The sequence below is a fragment of the Haemophilus sp. Marseille-P9675 genome, assembly GCF_916862695.1.
Lineage (GTDB): Bacteria > Pseudomonadota > Gammaproteobacteria > Enterobacterales > Pasteurellaceae > Haemophilus > Haemophilus haemolyticus_K.
Genome location: NZ_CAKASP010000001.1, coordinates 337,286 through 359,900, shown reverse-complemented (window position 1 = coordinate 359,900; position 22,615 = coordinate 337,286). Strand labels below are relative to the sequence as shown.

Sequence of the window (22,615 nt, the reverse complement as noted above, 5' to 3'; positions counted from 1 at the left end):
TAACAATGAATGTAAAACCGGCGACAGCGAAAATTAGTTCGCACGCCTTAAAACAAAATTTAGAAATAATTAAACAAAAAGCCCCAAATAGTAAAATCATCGCTGTGGTTAAAGCAAACGCCTATGGTCACGGCGTTGTATTCGTTGCTTCAACTTTAGAACAAAATGTTGATTGCTTTGGCGTGGCTCGTTTAGAAGAGGCTTTGGCATTACGTTCCAACGGAATTACTAAACCGATTTTATTGCTTGAAGGCTTTTTCAATGAACAGGATTTGCCCGTCTTAGCGGTCAATAATATCGAAACTACCGTACATAATCGTGAACAATTGGAAGCACTAAAACGTGCAAATTTACCAAGCCCAATTAAAGTTTGGTTAAAAATAGACACAGGCATGCATCGTTTAGGTGTGGCATTAGATGAAGTGGATTTTTTCTATAATGAACTTAAAAAACTTCCATATATTCAACCGCACTTAGGCTTTGTCAGCCATTTTAGCCGCGCTGATGAATTAGAATCCAATTATACCCAACTTCAAATCAACCGTTTTTTATCCGCCACAAAAGATAAACAAGGTGAACGTACTATTGCAGCGTCAGGCGGCATTCTTTTCTGGCCTGAATCTCATCTGGAATGTATCCGCCCAGGTATTATTATGTATGGTATTTCACCAACTGATACCGTCGGTGCTGAATTTGGTTTAACGCCAGTGATGAATTTAACTTCATCATTGATTGCTGTTCGCAACCATAAACAAGGTGAACCAGTTGGATACGGTGGCATTTGGACTAGTTCACATGATACAAAAATCGGCGTTGTGGCTATTGGCTATGGCGATGGATATCCTCGCGATGTTCCTGAAGGCACGCCTGTTTATTTGAATGGTCGTATTGTGCCAATCGTTGGAAGGGTTTCAATGGATATGTTAACCGTTGATTTAGGACCTGATAGCCAAGATCAAGTAGGTGATGAAGTCATTCTATGGGGTAAGGAATTGCCTATTGAAACCGTAGCTAAATTCACAGGAATTTTAAGCTATGAGCTAATTACAAAATTAACGCCGCGTGTTATAACTGAATATGTTGATTAATCTGTTAATCACTGCATTTTCTGAAAAGAGGGATTCACTCCCTCTCTAATAAAAATCCTAGAAAGTGCGGTTAAAATTTTGATTATTTTTAATGAAAGGAAATACCATGAAAAACATTAACCCGATTAACACCCATGCGTGGAAATCTCTCGAAGCACATAAAGCTGAATTGTCAAACACCACAATCCAAGATTTATTTAAACAAGAAAAAAATCGTTTTGATGATTATTCTTTAACATTCAATAACCAAATTCTTGTAGATTTTTCCAAAAATAACATCAACCAAATAACCCTTTCACTTCTTCGCCAACTTGCTCAAGAATGCGCTCTTGATAGCGCAAAAGAAGCCATGTTTACTGGTGAAAAAATCAATCGTACTGAAAATCGGGCTGTACTACATACCGCACTTCGAAATCGCGCTAATACTCCAGTGCTTGTTGATGGTAAAGATGTCATGCCTGAAGTCAATGCTGTGCTAGCTAAAATGAAAGATTTCTGTCAGCGTATTATTTCTGGCGAATGGAAAGGCTATACAGGCAAAGCGATTACTGATGTAGTGAATATTGGTATTGGTGGCTCTGATTTAGGTCCTTATATGGTAACCGAAGCGCTTCGCCCATATAAAAATCACCTAAATATGCACTTTGTTTCAAATGTCGATGGTACACATATTGCGGAAACCTTAAAAAAAGTCAATCCAGAAACGACTCTTTTCTTAGTGGCATCTAAAACGTTTACCACTCAAGAAACCATGACAAATGCACAAAGTGCACGTGATTGGTTACTGAAAGCAGCAAAAGATGAAACTGCGGTTGCAAAACATTTTGCAGCATTATCAACCAATGCTAAAGATGTAGAAAAATTTGGTATTGATACCAATAACATGTTTGAATTTTGGGATTGGGTTGGCGGTCGTTACTCTTTATGGTCAGCCATTGGTCTTTCAATTGCACTGTCAATTGGCTTTGAAAACTTTGAAGAGTTATTGAATGGCGCGCATGAAATGGATAAACATTTCCGCTCTACTCCAATTGAAAAAAATATTCCAACCACTTTAGCATTAGTTGGTTTATGGAATACCAATTTCCTTGGTGCACAAACAGAAGCGATCTTACCTTATGATCAATATTTACATCGCTTTGCGGCTTATTTCCAACAAGGTAATATGGAATCAAATGGTAAATATGTGGATCGTGATGGAAATGTCATTAACAATTACCAAACTGGCCCTATCATTTGGGGAGAACCAGGTACAAACGGACAACATGCGTTCTATCAATTAATTCACCAAGGCACTACTTTAATTCCTTGTGATTTTATCGCACCGGCTCAAAGCCATAACCCATTGGCAGATCATCACAATAAATTGCTTTCTAACTTCTTCGCACAAACAGAAGCATTAGCATTCGGAAAAACAAAAGAGGAAGTCGAGACTGAATTTGTAAAAGCAGGTAAATCTTTAGATAATGTAAAAAATATTGTTCCATTTAAAGTGTTCACTGGTAATAAACCGACTAATTCGATTCTCGTTCAAAAAATCACGCCATTTACTTTAGGGGCATTAATTGCTATGTATGAACATAAAATCTTCGTACAAGGTGTGATTTTCAATATCTTTAGCTTCGATCAATGGGGTGTAGAACTAGGCAAACAACTTGCAAACAGAATTCTTCCTGAATTAACAGATTCTGAAAAAGTAGCAAGTCATGACAGTTCAACCAATGGGTTAATTAATCAATTTAAATCATGGCGTTAGTTTTTTAATATATAAATAATCTGCACTCTAATTACTGATAGATAATCAGATTTTTAAAGTGCAGATTAATAATTATAATTTTAATTCATTTACTCTCTCTAATAGTACTCTCCCCAGAGGACTTGGATCGCCTATAAAAAGTGTATTCAATCTATTATTTTCGATAATGTGTTGACGTAATTTAAGTCGTTCTCTATGATTTTCTGCAAGACTAACAGCACAATCAATGTATTCATCTATAGTTTTAGCTATAAGCCATTCAGGTAAACCTAAACGTTTAAATAAACCTTCATCAATATGCTCATGTACTTCTATACCAGTTTTACAAACGCCTACTAAGCCCAAAGTAACCATATCAATGATGCCATTGGTATTGCCAAATGGAAATGGATTTAACATCATATCGCATTGACCTAAAATATTGAGATATTGATGATAAGGCGCATGAGCATAAGCTGTTGCACTATCCCCTAAATAGCTCTCAATAAACCACTTAACATAGGGATGGGTGATACCTAAAGATTGACCTAAAGCAAAGTGAAAATGTATTTTTACTTTAGCTCTATCCCGAATCTCTCGTAGAGTCTCAAGAAATTTAGGGTTCATTTTCATTGTCGTTGCAGCAATACCAATATTGACAATCTCTGGATCTTCTCTAAGTAAATAGTCTACTTTTTCTGGCGCTAATGCTGATGGTACATAAGGTAATGAATCTTTTGGTAAACGTATTAAGGTTTCACTAAAACAATTTTCCGATCCCACATAATCATCCTCTACAATTACATATTCAATAAAATCAGAATATGTAGTTGCAGGGTGCCCTAGCGCAATCGCTTGAATTGGAGCAAGACGTGTATTACTTGCAAAAATGGTGATTAAATCCATCCCAATACTTGGCATATAAAACACTGCCGCACCATATTCTTCACATGTCCGACGAATAAACTCAAGATTCTTTAGAATACTATTCCCTTCAAGTTGAAAAAACTCATCAAATACATCACGCCCAGCTTTATCAACCTCTTTTCTCCCGATGCCAATTAAATAAAATCGTTCACGAGCGGCAATCATGGAAGTTGAATGAGTACGGTAAATTGAATGAGCTGAATTAAAATGCTCTAGTAATACAATCATTACTGGCTTATCATTATAACGCCCCAAAGAAATTATCTTACGATCTTCCCACCCCTGAGCTAATAAATGCCCCCGAATTACTTTATTTAAAGCTCGCTTTACATAGTGTTTATTACTTGCAAAATCATAACTACAATGCATATAAACATCATGAGAAATACCTGAAGGTAATTCATCTAAATTCTCAAACTCTGCTAATTTTTCAGGAAACCACTGTAAAATAGCAGCTCTCTTATTAAATGCCGTACTTGTTCCAATAAAACGAGGTGATTGCAATGCAAAACAAAGTGAAGCACAAAGAGCTTTGTTAATTCCCCAGAGTGCATTTAAATCTACATTAATATTTGATTCTGGCAAATATAAAATACAGAATTTTGCGAATGACGAAAAATCAGTCTTTAAACACATATCACCTTTAGGATCAGGATTAATATTATAAGTTCTTAAAATATGATCTGCATTAACATAAGGGGAGGTTGAAAAAATCATTGTCAACCAACGTTGTAAAGTAATAAAACGCAGTGCTCCACTTTCTGAAATATGTAAATCAGGATCTATAAATAAATTAGTTACTGCATTTGCAACGCGTGTACAAAAATACGTCAAATGTTTTTCCGATAAATCAGAAAGCTGTTTTGGATAATCGAATTGTATTCCTTCAATTCCACCAAAATTACAATCAAGTTTAGTTAAAATTTTTATAAGTTCTAAACAAGCTAGTTCATAATTTTTAGCTGAGATTTCTTGTTCTAAACGATTAACACTAGGTAGAATTTCTTCTGACATATATATCCTTCTTACATTAATCAATATTATGTTCTCGTTATATTTTTACCATTCTATTGAAATCTTAAGATGAAATAAATAAAAATTCATAGACTATAAAAATACAGTACCCATTATAGTAATAAATTTTATTATTGAAAAATTGACTAATTGTAGATTAAATATATCTATAATGATTGATTGACCATTATAGCCTGTTTGATTAAATGTTACTAATATGTGATCTTGATCACATTTTTACACTCTTTCATTAGCATTATTTTCACTAGTTTTCTATAATTAAGTCATAATTAAAGACTAAAGGAAAATTATGAAAACATTAAGTGAATTTATTGTAGAACGGCAAGCTGAATACCCTAATGCAAAAGGGGAGTTAAGTGGAATTTTATCGTCAATACGATTACTTGCTAAAATTATCCATCGTGATATCAATAAAGCGGGCCTAACTAATATCCTTGGACAATCAGGTATAGAAAATGTGCAAGGTGAAAGCCAAATGAAGCTAGATTTATTTGCACACAATACAATGAGAGCAGCCTTAATGGCACGAGAAGAAGTCGCGGGATTTGCATCAGAGGAAGAAGAAAGCTTTATCGCTTTCGATACAGAACGTGGTCGCAATGCAAAATATATTATATTAACAGATCCTCTTGATGGTTCATCTAATATTGATGTAAATGTATCTGTCGGAACAATTTTCTCTATTTATCGTAGAGTTTCACCAATTGGTACACCAGTAACATTAGAAGATTTCTTGCAACCTGGAAATAAACAAGTTGCTGCTGGTTATATTGTTTATGGTTCATCAACAATGTTAGTATATACCACTGGTAACGGAGTTAACGGCTTTACCTATGATCCATCAATCGGCACATTTTGTCTTTCTCACGAAAATATGCAAATGCCAAAAGATGGACGTATTTATTCTATTAATGAGGGACAATATTTAAAATTTCCTCAAGGTGTAAAAAAATATATCAAATATTGTCAAGAAGAAGACAGAACCACTAACCGTCCTTATGCATCTCGCTACATTGGATCGCTTGTTGCTGATTTCCATCGCAACTTACTTAAAGGTGGAATTTATATTTACCCAAGTGCAACTAATTACCCGAATGGTAAGTTACGCCTACTTTATGAAGGTAATCCTATAGCCTTCTTAGCCGAACAAGCAGGAGGAATTGCGAGTGATGGTTATCGTAGAATTTTAGATATAAAACCAACTGCACTTCATGAACGAATCCCATTATTTGTCGGTTCAGAGAAAATGGTGAAAAAAGCGCAAGAAATGATGGAAGAATTTAAAGAAAATTAAGAGATCTTTCGTCAAATCCTTTTTATTTCTTAATCTTAATATAAATGGGGGGAGGACATCCTCCCATATTATTTTCAACATCAGATGAGCTTGAATACAACTGATCTAGATAACAATATAATCTATTTTATAACTATCTTACTTACTAAATTTCTAAAAATAAATTATTTGTTTAGCTTAGTAAACAATATCAAATAGTAATAATACAGGAAATATGGCTGGGGTACTAGGATTCGAACCTAGGGATGCCGAGATCAAAACCCGGTGCCTTACCGCTTGGCGATACCCCAACAGAGAAATCGTTGATTAGATATAAAGAAGATTTATTTGATAGCATGGCTGGGGTACTAGGATTCGAACCTAGGGATGCCGAGATCAAAACCCGGTGCCTTACCGCTTGGCGATACCCCAACTACTATTTGACTTACAAAGCGATAAATGGTGCGGGACGAGGGACTTGAACCCACACACCTCTCGGCGCCAGAACCTAAATCTGGTGCGTCTACCAATTTCGCCAGTCCCGCAAATCTGGTGGCTACAGCGAGATTCGAACTTGCGACCCCAACATTATGAGTGTTGTGCTCTAACCAACTGAGCTATGTAGCCATTACCTTAATTTGCCTAACCATATCGGCTTTGCGGGGCGTATTATGCTGATTTTAAGAGACCTCGTCAAATACTTTTTTGAAAAAATTTGTGTTTATATGTTTATTTGATTATTAAAAAAACACTTTACTTGTTTTTTACACGTTTGCAGTTTGCATTGTAAGCATTCCTATTCTGTGTCTCCAATTTTTTATTTTTCACATTCATATATAAATTTTATTTATATTATGATTAAAAAAATGGCATTTTTTCATTTGTCAATAAAATCTATTTGACAAAAAATGCCTAAATCGTTATTTCTATACCAACTATTCTAAAAAATCACAACATCTCAGGAGCATCTTATGTCCCATCTCTCAGTCGCCAAATTTGGCGGAACATCTGTAGCCAACCACGCCGCAATGACAGCTTGCGCCAAAATTGTCATCACTGATCCAAATACACGCGTAGTCGTGCTTTCTGCATCAGCTGGCGTGACGAATTTATTAGTCGCTTTAGCAAATGGTGTAGAAGCGACAGAACGTGAAAAATTAATTGGTGAAATCCGTCAAATTCAAGAGAATATTTTGAATGAATTAAAAGACGACAGCCGAGTTCGTCCGATTATTGAAAAATATCTTGAAAATATTACCGCACTTTCGGAAGCAGCTAGCCTTGCAACCTCTCCCGCATTAACTGATGAACTCATCAGTCACGGAGAAATGATGTCAACTCAAATCTTTATTGAGATTTTACGTGAACAAAACGCATCGGGCACTTGGGTTGATGTCCGTACGATTGTTGCAACCAATAACCATTTTGGTAAAGCTGCACCAAATGATGAACAAACTCAATCAAACAGTGATAGCATTTTAAAACCATTAATAGACCGCGGCGAATTAGTCATCACCCAAGGTTTTATCGGACGTGAACCAAGCGGTAAAACAACCACATTAGGCCGTGGCGGTAGCGACTACTCTGCTGCCTTGTTAGCCGAAGTATTAAATGCAAAAGACGTTTTAATTTGGACTGATGTTGCTGGTATTTACACAACCGATCCACGCATTGTTCCAGCTGCACAACGTATCGACACAATGAGCTTTGCTGAAGCAGCTGAAATGGCAACCTTTGGCGCAAAAGTGCTACATCCAGCCACATTACTCCCTGCAGTACGCAGCAATATCCCCGTTTATGTAGGTTCAAGCAAAGCCCCTGAAGCGGGCGGAACTTGGGTCACTCGCGATCCTCAACCACGTCCAACTTTCCGTGCAATTGCGCTACGCCGAGATCAAACCTTACTTACGCTTTCCAGCTTAAGTATGCTGCATGCACAAGGTTTCTTAGCGAATGTATTTAACATTTTGGCTAAACACAAAATTTCTGTGGATACTATCACCACATCAGAAGTGAGCGTTGCATTGACATTGGATAAAACAGGCTCCGCATCTTCAGGGGCAGAATTACTTTCAACCGAATTGTTAGATGAACTTCGTCAATATTGTTCAGTGAAAGTCGATACTGGATTATCATTAGTTGCATTAATCGGCAATAATTTACATACTACAACAGGTGTAGCAAAAGGAATTTTTGATACTCTTGAGCCTTATAATGTAAGAATGATTAGCTATGGTGCAAGCACCAACAATATTTGTATGCTCGTGCAAAGTGAACATGCTGACGAAGTCGTTCGTTCATTACACAAATCCTTATTTGAATAAAGTCTAACCCCAAAGTGCGGTGAAAAATCACCGCACTTTTTCTTTTATATCATTGAGATTAAAGCCGAAAAAGAGTAAAGTAAACGGCTGTTCATTTGACTAATTTAACCGAATAAAAGGCGGAAATTATGGGAAAAAGTGTTGTTATCTTAGGCGCTCAATGGGGCGATGAAGGTAAAGGAAAAATCGTCGATCTTCTAACGGATCGCGTAAAATACGTAGTTCGTTACCAAGGCGGTCACAACGCAGGCCACACACTTATCATCAATGGAGAGAAAACCGTATTACGTTTAATTCCATCTGGTATGTTACATCCAAACGTAATTTGCTTAATTGGTAATGGCGTTGTGGTTTCACCTGAAGCATTAATGAAAGAAATGGGCGAACTTGAAAGCCGTGGTATTAAAGTTCGTGAACGTTTATTAATTTCTGAAGCTTGTCCTTTAATCTTGCCTTATCATGTGGCTATGGATCACGCCCGTGAAGCAGCACTCGGCAAAAAAGCTATCGGTACAACTGGTCGTGGTATTGGCCCAGCTTATGAGGATAAAGTGGCTCGTCGTGGTTTACGCGTAGGCGATTTATTTGATAAAGAAGCCTTTGCCGAAAAACTCAAAAATATCCTTGAATACTATAATTTCCAATTGGTGAACTACTACAAAGTTGAAGCTGTCGATTATCAAAAAACCTTAGATGATGTAATGGCAATTGCCGATGTAATCACAGGTATGGTGGCAGATATCACTACAATTCTTGATACTGCACGCAAAAATGGTGAGCACATTTTATTTGAAGGTGCACAAGGCACCATGTTAGATATCGACCACGGTACTTATCCGTATGTAACCAGCTCAAACACAACGGCTGGTGGTGTTGCAACTGGCTCTGGTTTTGCCCCGCGTAACTTAGACTATGTACTTGGTATCATCAAGGCTTACTGTACTCGTGTAGGTGGAGGCCCATTCACAACGGAATTATTTGATGATGTGGGTGCTGAAATTGCGCGTAAAGGTAACGAATTTGGTGCAGTAACAGGCCGTCCACGTCGTTGTGGTTGGTTCGATGCCGTCGCCATTCGCCGTGCAATCCAACTTAACTCTATTTCTGGCTTCTGCATGACCAAACTGGACGTATTAGATGGTTTTGATGAAGTAAAAATCTGTGTTGCATACAAAATGCCAAATGGTGAAATCGTTGAATATGCACCATTAGCAGCAAAAGATTGGGAAGGTGTAGAACCAATTTATGAAACATTACCGGGTTGGAAAGAAAATACTTTCCGCATCACAGATGTAAATAAATTACCACAAAACTGCATTAACTATATTAAACGTATTGAAGAAGTAACTGGGGTGCCAATTGATATTCTTTCAACAGGTCCTGATCGTGTAGAAACCATGATTTTACGTGATCCATTTGCAGAATAATAAAAATGGCGAATGTAAATACTTTATTTACATTCGCCTTTATTATTTTAAATATAAATACTCTTATGTAAAAAATGAACTAAATATTCATTTCTTTCTATACTACATAATACGACGAGATTGTGTATAAACTCTCGCCCAATAATCTTCATCAAGAGAACTAATAGTCACTCCCTGGCTTGTACTTGCATGCATAAATTGGTTGTTACCAATATAAACACCGACATGGTTATTTTTACGGAAGAAAACTAAATCGCCTTTTTTCAACTCTGATTTACTAATTTGTTTACCCAAATAACGTTGTTCAGCCGTAGAACGAGGCAACTCAATGCCAAATGCTTCAGAAAAAGTCGTTTGCATAAATGCAGAACAATCAATACCACGTTTAGTTGTACCGCCCATACGATAAGCGGTTCCCACCCATTCATTATACACACCAGCTAAAGCCTTATCACCCATCAATGCAGATGAACGGTTTGTTCTCACTTTATGGAAAATCCCTGAACGATTACCTTTTTCTAAATTACTAATCAAACCCGTTAATTGAGCATCATCACTTTCAGAAATAGCCTGATGATTTGCCGTTCGAGGGCCATTAGAACAAGCGGTTGCGAGTGTCGCTAAACCAATAATAACTAAAATTCTTTTTAACATAATTTAAAATAATTAAAAGATATAAAATAAAATTCTGCCCGAGACTATCAAAATTTGAATAAGATTGCCAGTAAAAATCCAATTTTAATGGAATTTTTGTGATCTTTTGCACAATTTTGGTTTAATTTGTACCACCAACGGTAATTTCATCAATTTTTAGTGCGGGCTGTCCAACGCCGACGGGCACACTTTGCCCCTCTTTACCACAAACCCCGATACCTAAATCAAGTTCTGATTTATCTGCAACCATAGAAATTTTTTGCATCACTTCAATGCCACTACCGATTAAAGTTGCGCCCTTAACTGGTTTCGTAATTTTTCCTTTTTCAATTAAATAAGCTTCTGAAGTGGAAAATACAAATTTACCAGACGTAATATCCACTTGCCCACCACCAAAGTGCGGTGCATAAATCCCTCGTTCTACAGAAGCAATCAAATCATCAAACTGACTTTGTCCAGCAAGCATATAGGTGTTAGTCATTCTAGGCATTGGTAAATGGGCATAAGACTCACGTCGTCCATTCCCTGTTGGTGCGACGCCCATCAAACGAGCATTCATTTTATCTTGCATATAACCTTGCAAGATCCCATCTTTGATGAGTACATTGCACTGGCTTGGCACTCCTTCATCATCAATAGTTAATGAACCTCGACGATTTTCAATCATGCCATCATCCACAATCGTACATAACGGTGAAGTCACTTGTTCACCAATCTTGCCTGTGAAAAGTGAACTTTCTTTACGATTAAAATCCCCTTCTAAACCGTGCCCTACCGCCTCGTGTAACAACACGCCTGGCCAACCCGCACCTAATACAACAGGCATTAATCCAGCTGGTGCTGCAACTGCGCTAAGATTTACTAAAGCTTGACGAACCGCTTCTTTAGCAAATCGTACTGCTCTAATATCGCCATCAATCACTTCAAAGAACCAATCTAAACCGAAACGCCCACCAGAACCACAGCTGCCGCGCTCACGTTTGCCATTTTCTTCTACTAACACAGAAATAGATAAACGAACTAAAGGACGAATATCTGCAGCTAGCGTACCATCCGTCGCCATGACTAATACTTCTTCATAAACGGAACTAAGACTTGCTGATACGCGAGTTACGCGATGATCTTCTGCGCGCGCTGTACGATCAACCAAATGTAATAGCTCAATTTTTTTCTCTTTAGTCAAACTTTCCAAAGGATTAATCGCTGCATAACGAGCAATAGGATTTACAACATTAAAAGCGGATGGCAAAATCAAATTTCCCTGTTTTACTTGCGCAATTCCCTTTACCGCCTCTGCACATTGCTGCAAAGAGGCAAGATTAATTTGATCGGCATAAGCAAAGCCTGTTTTCTCACCAGAAACTGCCCGCACGCCAACACCACGATCAATATGAAAACCGCCTTCTTTTATAATGCCATCTTCCAATACCCAACTTTCATCTTGGCTAAGTTGAAAATACAAATCAGCATAGTCAATATTGCGATGCGACATTATGTCGAAAATATTGAGCAATGCTTTAGTTGAAAGATTACTTGGTGTCAGTAATGTATTTGAAACTTGGTTTAACATATTTTTTCCAGTCTAAAAGTAAATATCTTGTAAGAGCTTGTGTCCGTTTGGTGCAACAGCACAGATTAAAATCGGATGAATAAAGTGCAGTTGATTTTGAGGTTATTTTTCCAAATGCGCTAATCCAAATTGATACAAAGCATTCTTCTTATAACCATACAACTCAGAAACAATAGCAGCCGCTTTTTTTAGCGGTAATTCTTCTGCAATTAATTCAAGCGCCTTCACCGCTTGTGGAGAGATTTCATCGTTATTGTCAGACTTTGGTTTGCCTTCCACAATCAAAACCATCTCGCCTTTTGTACGATTGGGATCTTCTAAAAGCCATTCTCGTAAATTTTTAATCGTATTACCCGTAATCGTTTCCCAAGTTTTAGTAATTTCACGGGCTAACACAATATATCGTTCTTCCCCTAACACCGATTGCATATCTTCTAGCGTATCTAAAATACGGTGAGTGGATTCATAAAAAATCAAAGTGCGGTCTTCTTCTGCGATATTTTCTAATTTATCTTTGCGGGCTTTACTTTTCGCAGGTAAAAAACCTTCAAAACAAAATCTATCAGAAGCAATCCCCGATGCGCAAAGTGCGGTAATTGCCGCACAGGCTCCTGGCAAAGGAACAACACGAATTCCAGCTTCACGGCATTGGCGTACTAAATGAAAACCAGGATCACTAATTAATGGCGTTCCTGCATCAGAAATCAAAGCAATATGGCTACCTTGCTTGAGTTTTTCCACCAAAATATGGGCTTTTTCTTGTTCATTATGATCATACAAAGCAAAAAAGGGCTTTTTGATACCGTAATGGCTTAATAAAAGGCCACTATGACGGGTATCTTCTGCGGCAATTAAATCCACTTGCGCAAAAGTATCTAAAGCTCGCTGGGTAATATCCTGTAAATTGCCAATCGGTGTGGCAACAATATATAAAATTCCGGTTAAATCAGTCATTTTTGTTTGCTTTTAAGTTATGAGATAAGTAAGATCTGCCACAACTATTGTCTGTTCATGATGGAGCAAGAATGCCTATTCTATTACAAGGCGGACGTTTTAAAAAACGTTTAATGCCAATTTTATTGTCAATGGCCTTAGCTGGCTGTTCAAACCTACTTGGCAGCAGTTTTACGCAAACTTTACAACAAGATGCGAATGCAAGTTCTGAATTTTATATGAATAAATTAGGACAAGCACAAGAACTTGAAGATCAACAAACCTATAAATTGCTCGCAGCTCGCGTGTTAATTAGTGAAAATAAAGTTGAACAATCAGAAGCTTTATTAAGTGAGTTAGGTGAATTAAATGATGCGCAAAAATTAGATCGTGCATTAATTGAAGCGAGAATTTCTGCTGCAAAAAATGCTAATGAAGTGGCTCAAAATCAATTACGTGCATTGGATTTAAATAAATTAAGCCCGTCACAAAAATCTCGTTATTACGAGACATTAGCGGTTGTTGCTGAAAACCAAAAAGATATCATTGAGGCCGTCAAAGCGCGGATAAAAATTGATGAGAATTTAACGGATGTACAACGTCGTCAAGATAATGTTGATAAAACTTGGGCATTATTACGTTCAGCAAATACTGGCGTAATCAATAATGCTTCAGATGAAGGTAACGCAGCTTTAGGCGGTTGGTTAACGTTAATCAAAACCTACAATGATTATATTCGTCAACCCGTTCAATTAAGCCAAGCATTACAAAGTTGGAAAAATGCTTATCCAAATCATGCAGCCGCAACGTTGTTCCCTAAAGAATTGCTTACATTGCTGAATTTCCAACAAACGAATGTGTCACAAATTGGTTTATTATTACCATTAAGTGGTGACGGACAAATTCTTGGTACCACCATTCAATCGGGTTTCAACGATGCAAAAGGTAACTCAACCATTCCAGTGCAAGTATTTGATACCTCAATGAATTCTGTACAAGATATCATTGCGCAAGCGAAACAAGCGGGAATTAAAACCTTAGTTGGTCCCTTACTAAAACAAAATCTTGATGTAATTTTGGCGGATCCAGCACAAATTCAAGGTATGGATGTGCTTGCATTAAATGCTACACCAAATTCTCGTGCAATTGCTCAACTTTGCTATTATGGACTTTCACCAGAAGATGAAGCAGAGTCAGCAGCCAATAAAATGTGGAATGATGGAATTCGTAGTCCACTCGTCGCCATGCCTCAAAATGATTTAGGGCAACGCGTAGGTAATGCCTTTAACGTACGTTGGCAACAACTTGCTGGCGTCGATGCGAATGTTCGTTATTATAATCTACCTGCTGATGTCACCTACTTTTTACAACAAAATGGTGAAAATACAACCGCACTTTATGTGGTCGCCAATCCAGATGAACTGGTCGAAATGAAAGGCTATTTAACGAATAGTGCACCAAATTTACGCATTTATGCGAGCTCACGCTCAAGCTCCAATGCCACAAGCAGCAATCCAGAGTTTGTCGCTCAAATGAATGGTGTTCAATTTAGTGATATTCCATTTTTTAAAGAAACCAATTCACCACAATATCAAAAACTCGCTAAAACAACTGGCGGTGAATATCAATTAATGCGTTTATATGCAATGGGTGCAGATGCTTGGTTACTCATCAACCAATTTAATGAATTGCGCCAAGTACCAGGATATCGCTTAAGTGGTTTAACCGGCATTTTAAGTGCGGGTACAAATTGTAATGTTGAACGCGATATGACTTGGTATCAATACCAAAATGGTGCAATTGTACCGGTCGCAAACTAATGTTTTCTTTAAAACGTCAACAAGGGGCGAGCTTTGAGCATCAAGCTCGCCTTTTTTTAGAATCAAAAGGCTTAAAATTTATTGCGGCTAATCAAAATTTCAAATGTGGTGAACTTGATCTTATTATGAATGACAAAGGAACCATCGTTTTTGTTGAAGTTCGCCAGCGTTCTAATCATGCCTTTGGCTCGGCAATAGAAAGTGTAGATTGGCAAAAACAACAAAAATGGTTGGATGCGGCAAATTTATGGCTAATGAAACAAAACATGAGTTTAGAAGACGCCGATTGTCGCTTTGATTTAATCGCCTTTGGCAAAACGCCCCAAGATATTCAATGGATTCCTAATTTTCTCGATTAATGGCTTTTTATAATGTTACAAAAAGTAAAAGATATTTATAGCGAAAGTATTCAAATTCAAATTGCTGCGTCTAGTATGCTTTCAGAAAATATTGCTAACGCTACCCAAATGGTGATGCAATGTTTGCTAGGTGGAAATAAAGTGATCGCTTGTGGTGTGTCGCGCTCTTATGCCAATGCGCAATTTCTCGTATCTAACTTACTTAATCGATACGATTTAGCAAGACCAAGTTTTCCCTCTGTGCTCTTAAGTTTAGAAAGTGCGGTGGGTTCTTCTCTTGTTTTTGAACACTCGCCTGAGGAATTATATTGTCATCAATTTAATGCCATTGCCAAACCAGGTGACTTACTTATTGCTTTTGCACCTTTGGGAACAGAGAAAATTGTACTAAACACTATTTCTCATGCAGTAAATAAAGAAATTAATGTCATTGCACTCACTGGCTCTAATAACGATGCAATTCAAGGAATTTTAGCTGATAGTGATTTAGAAATATCGATTCCAGCAACCAAAGAAAGTCGGGTCTTAGAAAACCATCTTTTTGTTATCAATGCCCTTTGTGAATTAGTTGACCATACGTTGTTCCCAGGTGCTTGACAGCACAATAAATCAATTTCAAACTAGCAGTAATTTAATCTCAAAAGGAGTTAATTATGACATTATCCCCGTTAAAAAAACTGGCTATCGTGCTTAGCACAACATTCTTTTTACAAGGCTGTATCGTTGCCGCTCTAGGTGGTGGCGCAGCAGCAGCTAAAGTCGGTACCGATCCTCGAACAGCTGGCACACAAGTTGATGACGAAACACTCGAATTCAAAGTCGAAAATGCCGTTGAAAAAGATGCTCAAATCAAAACTGAAGGTCGTATAAATGCAGTGTCTTACAATGGTCGAGTACTTTTAATCGGTCAAGTTCCCAATAGTGGGGTAAAAGACACCGCCGCAGATCTTGCAAAAGGCGTTGAAGGTGTCAATGACATTTATAACGAACTGACTGTTGGCCCAAAAATCTCTTTTGCACAAATCAGCAAAGACAGTTGGATTACCACTCAAGTTAAATCAAAAATGTTAGTCGATGGTCGAGTTAAAGCAACCGATGTTAAAGTTATTAGCGAAAATGGAGAAGTTTTCCTACTCGGTACAGTGACTCGCGCTCAAGCTGATGCCGCTGCAGATATTGCAAGTAAAATCAGTGGCGTGCAAAAAGTAATTAAAGTTTTCAAATATCTCAACTAATCTTTAAAGTGCGGTAAAAATTCAACGAATTTCAACTGCACTTTTCTCATTTTTACAAGTAAAAAATTTGATTTTTTTGCTCTTTCGAAAAAACCATTTATTTTTAAATAAGTTACCTATTGTCAATAATTCAAGCAAAAAATTTATTGCTTGATCTCCAGCAAAAAACACATTACCTTGTGCATAATTTTATTAAAAACACTATATCTTGTGTTTAACATTGCCATAATAACAAGGGTCGTACAATGAATAAAAGCTTAATGGTAATCAAGCGTGATGGCACGCAGGAACAAATCAATCTTGATAAAATCCACCGTGTTATTACGTGGGCTGCAGAAGGACTGGAGAATGTGTCCGTCTCACAAGTGGAATTGCGTTCTCACATTCAGTTTTATGAAGGCATTCGTACTTCAGACATTCACGAAACCATTATTAAAGCAGCTGCGGACTTAATCAGCAAAGATTCTCCGGATTATCAATACCTTGCTGCGCGCCTTGCGGTGTTCCATTTGCGTAAAAAGGCTTACGGTCATTTTGATCCCCCTCGTTTATACGATCACGTCAAAAAATTAGTACGCATGGGAAAATACGATCATGCCTTATTGGATGATTATACCCGCGAAGAATGGGATGAAATGGACAATTTCATCGACCATTGGCGTGATATGACGTTCTCTTATGCTGCCGTAAAACAATTAGAAGGTAAGTATTTAGTCCAAAACCGTGTGACGGGTGAAATCTACGAATCAGCACAATTCCTCTATTTACTCGTTGCCGCTAGTTTATTCTCTAAATATCCAAAAGAAACGCGTTTGGATTATGTAAAACGTTTCTACGATGCAACATCCACCTTCAAAATCTCATTACCAACGCCAATTATGGCAGGAGTGCGTACACCAACTCGTCAATTCAGCTCTTGCGTATTAATTGAATGTGATGACAGCTTAGATTCAATAAATGCAACGGCATCAGCTATTGTGAAATATGTTTCACAACGTGCGGGGATTGGTATTAATGCAGGTGCAATTCGTGCACTAGGCAGTGAGATTCGTGGCGGTGAAGCATTCCATACGGGTTGTATTCCATTCTATAAATATTTCCAAACTGCAGTAAAATCTTGCTCACAGGGTGGCGTTCGTGGCGGTGCTGCAACACTTTATTACCCAATTTGGCACTTAGAAGCAGAAAGCTTACTTGTGTTAAAAAATAACCGTGGTGTAGAAGACAACCGTGTTCGTCATATGGATTATGGCGTCCAATTAAACAAATTAATGTATCAACGCTTAATTAAAGGCGGCGAGATTACTTTATTCAGTCCATCAGATGTACCTGGACTTTATGAAGCATTCTTTGCGGATCAAGACAAATTTGAAGAACTTTACGTAAAATACGAACAAGATCCAACTATCCGCAAACGTACTGTCAAAGCCGTTGAGATTTTCTCTTTATTAATGCAAGAACGTGCATCAACAGGCCGTATCTACATTCAAAACGTAGACCACTGTAATACTCACTCGCCGTTTGATCCACAAGTGGCACCAGTTCGCCAATCTAACTTATGTTTAGAAATCGCGTTACCAACGAAGCCACTTCAGCACATTAATGATGAAAATGGAGAAATCGCACTTTGTACCCTTTCCGCATTTAACTTAGGTAAGATTGAAAACTTAGATGAATTAGAAGAACTTGCCGATCTTGCAGTGCGTTCACTTGATGCATTATTAGATTATCAAGATTACCCTGTGGTGGCGGCAAAACGTAGTTCACTTGCTCGTCGTTCATTAGGTATCGGTGTAATTAACTATGCTTATTATCTTGCGAAAAATGGTGTTCGTTATTCTGATGGTTCAGCTAATGATTTAACTCACCGCACTTTTGAAGCCATTCAATACTATTTATTGAAAGCCTCTATGAACTTAGCAAAAGAGCAAGGTGCTTGCGAATACTTCAATGAAACCACTTATGCAAAAGGCATTTTACCTATTGATACCTATAAGAAAGATTTAGATGCCTTAACTCAAGAGCCGTTACATTATGATTGGGAAAGCTTACGTAAAGATATCCAAGAATTTGGTTTACGTAACTCAACCTTAACTGCCTTAATGCCATCAGAAACATCATCACAAATTTCCAATGCGACTAATGGTATTGAGCCACCGCGTGGTCATGTAAGTATTAAAGCGTCAAAAGATGGCATCCTAAAACAAGTTGTACCTGAATACGAAAACTTAAGCGACAACTACGAATTACTTTGGGATATTCCAAGTAATGACGGCTACTTGCACTTAGTCGGTATTATGCAAAAATTCGTAGACCAAGCGATCTCCGCCAACACCAACTACGATCCAAAACGTTTTGAAGATGGTAAAGTACCGATGAAAGTGTTGTTAAAAGATCTTTTAACCGCTTATAAATATGGCCTAAAAACTCTTTACTATCAAAACACTCGCGATGGCGCTGAAGATGCTCAAGAAGATCTTGATGATGGCTGTGCTGGTGGAGCTTGTAAAATCTAACTATTTACTTTCAAATTATAAGCGGGCTTTAGCCCGCTACTTGTAACCTATTAATTACTATTGGCAAAATTAAGGTTGCCAAAACGGGGAACAATATATGGCATACACTACTTTCTCACAAAACAAAAACGACCAATTAAAAGAACCAATGTTCTTTGGTCAAAACGTTAACGTTGCGCGTTACGATCAACAAAAATATGAGACCTTTGAAAAGCTCATTGAAAAACAACTTTCTTTCTTCTGGCGTCCGGAAGAAGTGGATGTGTCGCAAGACCGTATCGACTACGCAGCGTTGCCTGAACATGAAAAGCACATTTTCATCAGTAACTTAAAATATCAAACCTTATTAGATTCCATTCAAGGCCGTAGCCCGAACGTGGCATTATTGCCTTTAGTGTCTATTCCTGAATTAGAAACTTGGATTGAGACTTGGACATTCTCTGAAACCATTCACTCTCGTTCTTACACACACATTATTCGTAACATTGTGAACGATCCCTCTATTGTGTTCGATGATATCGTAACCAACAAAGAAATCATCAAACGTGCGCGTGATATTTCTTCTTACTACGATGATTTAATCCGTGATAGCCAACTTTATAGCCTATATGGCGAAGGCGCTTACACCGTGGATGGCAAAGAATATGTGGTGACACTACGTAATCTGAAAAAACAACTTTATCTTTGCTTGATGAGCGTGAACGCCCTTGAAGCCATTCGTTTCTATGTATCCTTCGCTTGCTCCTTTGCCTTTGCTGAACGTCAATTAATGGAAGGTAATGCGAAAATCATTAAATTTATTGCACGTGATGAAGCATTACATTTAACTGGTACACAGCACATTTTAAATATCATGGCAGCAGGCCAAGACGATCCTGAAATGGCAGAAATTGCAGAAGAATGCAAACAAGAAGCCTATGATTTATTCTTAGCCGCAGCGGAACAAGAAAAAGACTGGGCGGATTATTTGTTTAAAGACGGTTCTATGATCGGTTTGAACAAAGATATTTTAGTGCAATACGTGGAATACATTACCAATATCCGTATGCAAGCTGTTGGTCTTCCATTACCATTTGGTGCGCGTTCTAACCCAATTCCATGGATTAACGCATGGCTTGTTTCTGACAACGTACAAGTGGCGCCACAAGAAGTGGAAGTAAGTTCTTACCTTGTTGGTCAAATTGATTCCAAAGTAGATACTAAGGATTTTGGCGATTTTGATTTATAAAATATTTAGAATCTAGAATCACTTCATATAAAAGGCCCCGCAATTAATAATGGGGCCTAATTTATATTTCATTTATCCATTACTCTTGCTGAGCCTTTACTGCTGCATACGCTACCATATTAATGATTCGGCGAACGGATGCACTTGGATTAAGAATATGCGCAGATTTATTCATCCCCATTAAGATTGGGCCAACGGTAATTGCCGTAGTGGTGCCGCGTAATAAGCTATAACTAATACGTGATGAGCTCAAATCAGGGAACACCAATAAATTTGCACTTCCTTTTAATGGACTATCAGGCATGACTTCTCTTCTATGTGCTTCATTCATTGCTAAATCGCCACGCATTTCACCATCAATCATTAAGTGTGGATTGCGCTCATTGATCATATGTAATACTTCGCGCATTTTTGGCGCCCCCAATGAATTCGATGAGCCAAAGTTAGAATGGGAAAGTAATGCAATAGCAGGTTCAATACCAAAACGATGAATTTCTTCCGCTGCCATTAACGTAATCTCTGTAAGTTCTTCCGCTGTTGGATTAGTATTTACATGAGTATCGGTTAAAAATACATTTCCTGTCGGTAATACAAGACTATTTAATGCAGCCGCAACTTTAACTCCATCTTTTAACCCAATAATATCCTTAATAGATGCTAAATGTTTACCATAAGAACCAAATAAACCACATACCAAGCCATCAGCGTGGCCCAGACTCACTAAAGTAGATGCAAGCACAGTTGTATTAGAACGCACCACGCGTTTTGCGATTGCAGGTGTAATGCCTTTACGTTTAGTAAGTTCGTAGTAATGTTTCCAACATTCTTCATAGCGAGGATTATCTTCGTTATCCACAATTTCAAAATCGACACTGGCGGTTAAACGTAAACCAAGTTTTTTAATTTTTTCTTCAATCACACTGCGACGACCAATTAAGATTGGATTTGCCAAGCCCATTGAAATCACTTCTTGGGTGGCATGCAATGCTTTATTTTCTTCCCCTTCCGCTAAAATAATGCGTTGTTTTGCCGCTTTTGCTTGGCTGAAAATAGGACGCATAAACAAGCTAGTTTTGTAAACAAACTGAGTTAGTTTTTCAACATAAGCATCCCAATTTTGAATAGGACGAGTTGCCACACCAGATTCCATTGCGGCTTTTGCTACCGCTGGTGCGATACGCACAATTAAGCGAGGATCAAATGGGCGAGGAATCACATAATCTGCACCAAATGTCGCCCCTTCACCACCATAAGCAGAAGTTACAACTTCGTTTTGCTCTTCTAATGCAAGGTCAGCAATCGCATAAACTGCTGCACGTTTCATTTCTTCATTAATCGTCATTGCGCCCACATCTAATGCGCCACGGAAAATAAATGGGAAACAAAGCACGTTATTTACTTGGTTTGGATAATCAGAACGGCCTGTACATACAATCGCATCAGGACGAACTGCTTTCGCTTCTGGCGGGGTAATTTCAGGATTTGGGTTAGCTAAAGCAAGAATAATGGGATGCGCAGCCATTGTTTTCACCATATCTTGTGTAAGCGCACCAGCCGCAGAACAACCTAAGAAAATATCTGCATTTGGAATCGCATCACCAAGTTTACGCCAGCCATTATCTTCAATTGCATAATCTTTTTTGGTTTGATCCATTTTGTCATCACGACCTTTATATACCACGCCTTTCGAGTCACAAACTGTGATGTTTTCACGTTTCATACCTAAAGAAAGCAACAAGTTCAAGCACGCAATAGATGCTGCACCCGCACCAGATGCCACAAGTCGAACATCTTCAATTTTTTTACCTACAATACGAAGAGAATTGATGATCGCAGCAGCACTGATGATCGCTGTTCCATGTTGGTCATCATGGAATACAGGAATATTCATTCTCTCACGTAATTTTTGTTCAATATAGAAACATTCTGGTGCTTTAATATCTTCTAAGTTCACTCCACCGAAAGTTGGCTCTAACGAAGCAATAATATCAACAAGTTTATCGGGATCATGTTCATTCACTTCAATATCAAATACGTTGATACCTGCAAATTTTTTGAACAACACGCCCTTCCCTTCCATTACAGGTTTGCCCGCAAGCGCGCCGATATTACCAAGACCAAGTACCGCTGTACCATTAGAAATCACCGCCACTAAATTGCCACGCGCTGTATATTTGTAAGAGGCTGCAGGATCTTTTTCAATTTCTAAACAAGGCTCTGCCACACCCGGTGAATAAGCTAAAGCAAGATCGCGTTGCGTTGCTAATGATTTTGTTGGGGTCACTTCAATTTTTCCAGGAATTGGGAATTCATGGAAATCTAAGGCTGCTTGACGTAATTGTTCGCTCATAATAAATGCTCCATTTTATTGAAACAGGATTGAAATATTGCGTCGATTATAGCGGTTTTTTATTAAAAAAATTGTGACAGACTGCAAATTTTCACAAAATCATTACAAAATTTTTTGATGCGAGGCATTAGCTAGACTTTT

General features: G+C 37.9%; 16 protein-coding genes and 4 tRNA genes. 11 read left to right on the top strand and 9 right to left on the bottom strand.

Going from position 1 to position 22,615, the window contains the following annotated elements; genetic code table 11:
• Window positions 1-5: 5 nt before the first annotated feature.
• Both alr and pgi read left to right on the top strand, forming a co-directional pair.
• The gene (gene alr, locus LIX50_RS01660) at window positions 6-1,088 is read left to right on the top strand and encodes an alanine racemase (protein WP_048954007.1); all 1,083 of its coding nucleotides are present in this window, start codon (window positions 6-8) and stop codon (window positions 1,086-1,088) included.
• 106 nt (window positions 1,089-1,194) lie between these two features.
• Entirely contained in the window at window positions 1,195-2,844 is a 1,650-nt protein-coding gene (gene pgi, locus LIX50_RS01655) for a glucose-6-phosphate isomerase (RefSeq protein ID WP_048954008.1), read from the top strand.
• 72 nt (window positions 2,845-2,916) lie between these two features.
• Here pgi and LIX50_RS01650 read toward each other — a convergent pair whose 3' ends face one another.
• On the bottom strand, window positions 2,917-4,764 hold the full coding sequence (locus tag LIX50_RS01650) for a hypothetical protein (protein ID WP_048954009.1): 1,848 nt from the start codon (window positions 4,762-4,764) through the stop codon (window positions 2,917-2,919).
• 310 nt (window positions 4,765-5,074) lie between these two features.
• Between LIX50_RS01650 and fbp the strand changes: the two genes are divergently transcribed.
• Complete coding sequence (fbp, locus tag LIX50_RS01645) at window positions 5,075-6,079, top strand: class 1 fructose-bisphosphatase (protein ID WP_048954010.1); 1,005 nt, start codon at window positions 5,075-5,077, stop codon at window positions 6,077-6,079.
• Between the two features lie 215 nt (window positions 6,080-6,294).
• Here fbp and LIX50_RS01640 read toward each other — a convergent pair.
• The 4 genes from LIX50_RS01640 to LIX50_RS01625 all read right to left on the bottom strand — a co-directional run bounded on the left by LIX50_RS01640 (window position 6,295) and on the right by LIX50_RS01625 (window position 6,685).
• A tRNA-Gln gene (locus LIX50_RS01640) sits at window positions 6,295-6,369 on the bottom strand.
• 46 nt (window positions 6,370-6,415) lie between these two features.
• Window positions 6,416-6,490 (bottom strand) — tRNA-Gln (locus LIX50_RS01635).
• A gap of 28 nt (window positions 6,491-6,518) precedes the next feature.
• A tRNA-Leu gene (locus LIX50_RS01630) sits at window positions 6,519-6,603 on the bottom strand.
• A 5-nt stretch (window positions 6,604-6,608) separates the two neighbouring features.
• A tRNA-Met gene (locus LIX50_RS01625) sits at window positions 6,609-6,685 on the bottom strand.
• A gap of 344 nt (window positions 6,686-7,029) precedes the next feature.
• Here LIX50_RS01625 and lysC point away from each other — a divergent pair.
• Window positions 7,030-8,382: a lysine-sensitive aspartokinase 3 gene (gene lysC, locus LIX50_RS01620; protein WP_048954011.1), complete on the top strand. Its 1,353-nt coding sequence runs from the start codon at window positions 7,030-7,032 to the stop codon at window positions 8,380-8,382.
• 128 nt (window positions 8,383-8,510) lie between these two features.
• A complete protein-coding gene (gene purA, locus LIX50_RS01615; protein WP_048954012.1) occupies window positions 8,511-9,809 on the top strand; it encodes an adenylosuccinate synthase in 1,299 nt (432 codons plus the stop codon).
• A 102-nt stretch (window positions 9,810-9,911) separates the two neighbouring features.
• On the opposite strand, the gene LIX50_RS01610 is transcribed toward purA, so the two are convergent.
• The 3 genes from LIX50_RS01610 to rsmI form a co-directional block, all read right to left on the bottom strand.
• Window positions 9,912-10,463 carry an NlpC/P60 family protein gene (locus LIX50_RS01610; protein WP_048954013.1) on the bottom strand — a complete coding sequence of 184 codons (552 nt, stop codon included), beginning with the start codon at window positions 10,461-10,463 and terminating at the stop codon, window positions 9,912-9,914.
• Window positions 10,464-10,584: 121 nt separating this feature from the next.
• The gene (tldD, locus tag LIX50_RS01605) at window positions 10,585-12,033 is read right to left on the bottom strand and encodes a metalloprotease TldD (protein WP_048954014.1); all 1,449 of its coding nucleotides are present in this window, start codon (window positions 12,031-12,033) and stop codon (window positions 10,585-10,587) included.
• 102 nt (window positions 12,034-12,135) lie between these two features.
• Window positions 12,136-12,987 (bottom strand): 16S rRNA (cytidine(1402)-2'-O)-methyltransferase, encoded by an 852-nt coding sequence (gene rsmI / locus LIX50_RS01600; protein WP_048954015.1) that lies wholly within the window; start codon window positions 12,985-12,987, stop codon window positions 12,136-12,138.
• 71 nt (window positions 12,988-13,058) lie between these two features.
• On the opposite strand from rsmI, the gene LIX50_RS01595 reads away from it, so the two are divergent.
• The 6 genes from LIX50_RS01595 (at window position 13,059) to nrdB (ending at window position 20,124) form a co-directional block, all read left to right on the top strand.
• A complete protein-coding gene (locus LIX50_RS01595; RefSeq protein ID WP_048954016.1) occupies window positions 13,059-14,786 on the top strand; it encodes a penicillin-binding protein activator in 1,728 nt (575 codons plus the stop codon).
• The gene (locus tag LIX50_RS01590) at window positions 14,786-15,145 is read left to right on the top strand and encodes a YraN family protein (protein ID WP_048954017.1); all 360 of its coding nucleotides are present in this window, start codon (window positions 14,786-14,788) and stop codon (window positions 15,143-15,145) included. The genes LIX50_RS01595 and LIX50_RS01590 overlap by 1 nt, the downstream gene beginning before the upstream one ends.
• A 12-nt stretch (window positions 15,146-15,157) precedes the next feature.
• On the top strand, window positions 15,158-15,742 hold the full coding sequence (locus LIX50_RS01585) for an SIS domain-containing protein (protein WP_140524603.1): 585 nt from the start codon (window positions 15,158-15,160) through the stop codon (window positions 15,740-15,742).
• A 56-nt stretch (window positions 15,743-15,798) separates the two neighbouring features.
• Complete coding sequence (dolP, locus tag LIX50_RS01580; RefSeq protein WP_048954019.1) at window positions 15,799-16,380, top strand: division/outer membrane stress-associated lipid-binding lipoprotein; 582 nt, start codon at window positions 15,799-15,801, stop codon at window positions 16,378-16,380.
• Between the two features lie 245 nt (window positions 16,381-16,625).
• Complete coding sequence (gene nrdA, locus LIX50_RS01575) at window positions 16,626-18,896, top strand: class 1a ribonucleoside-diphosphate reductase subunit alpha (protein ID WP_048954020.1); 2,271 nt, start codon at window positions 16,626-16,628, stop codon at window positions 18,894-18,896.
• A 97-nt stretch (window positions 18,897-18,993) separates the two neighbouring features.
• A complete protein-coding gene (nrdB, locus tag LIX50_RS01570; RefSeq protein WP_048954021.1) occupies window positions 18,994-20,124 on the top strand; it encodes a class Ia ribonucleoside-diphosphate reductase subunit beta in 1,131 nt (376 codons plus the stop codon).
• Window positions 20,125-20,203: 79 nt separating this feature from the next.
• Here the strand turns inward: nrdB and LIX50_RS01565 are convergent, their stop codons facing one another.
• A complete protein-coding gene (locus LIX50_RS01565; protein WP_048954022.1) occupies window positions 20,204-22,474 on the bottom strand; it encodes an NADP-dependent malic enzyme in 2,271 nt (756 codons plus the stop codon).
• Window positions 22,475-22,615 lie beyond the last annotated feature (141 nt).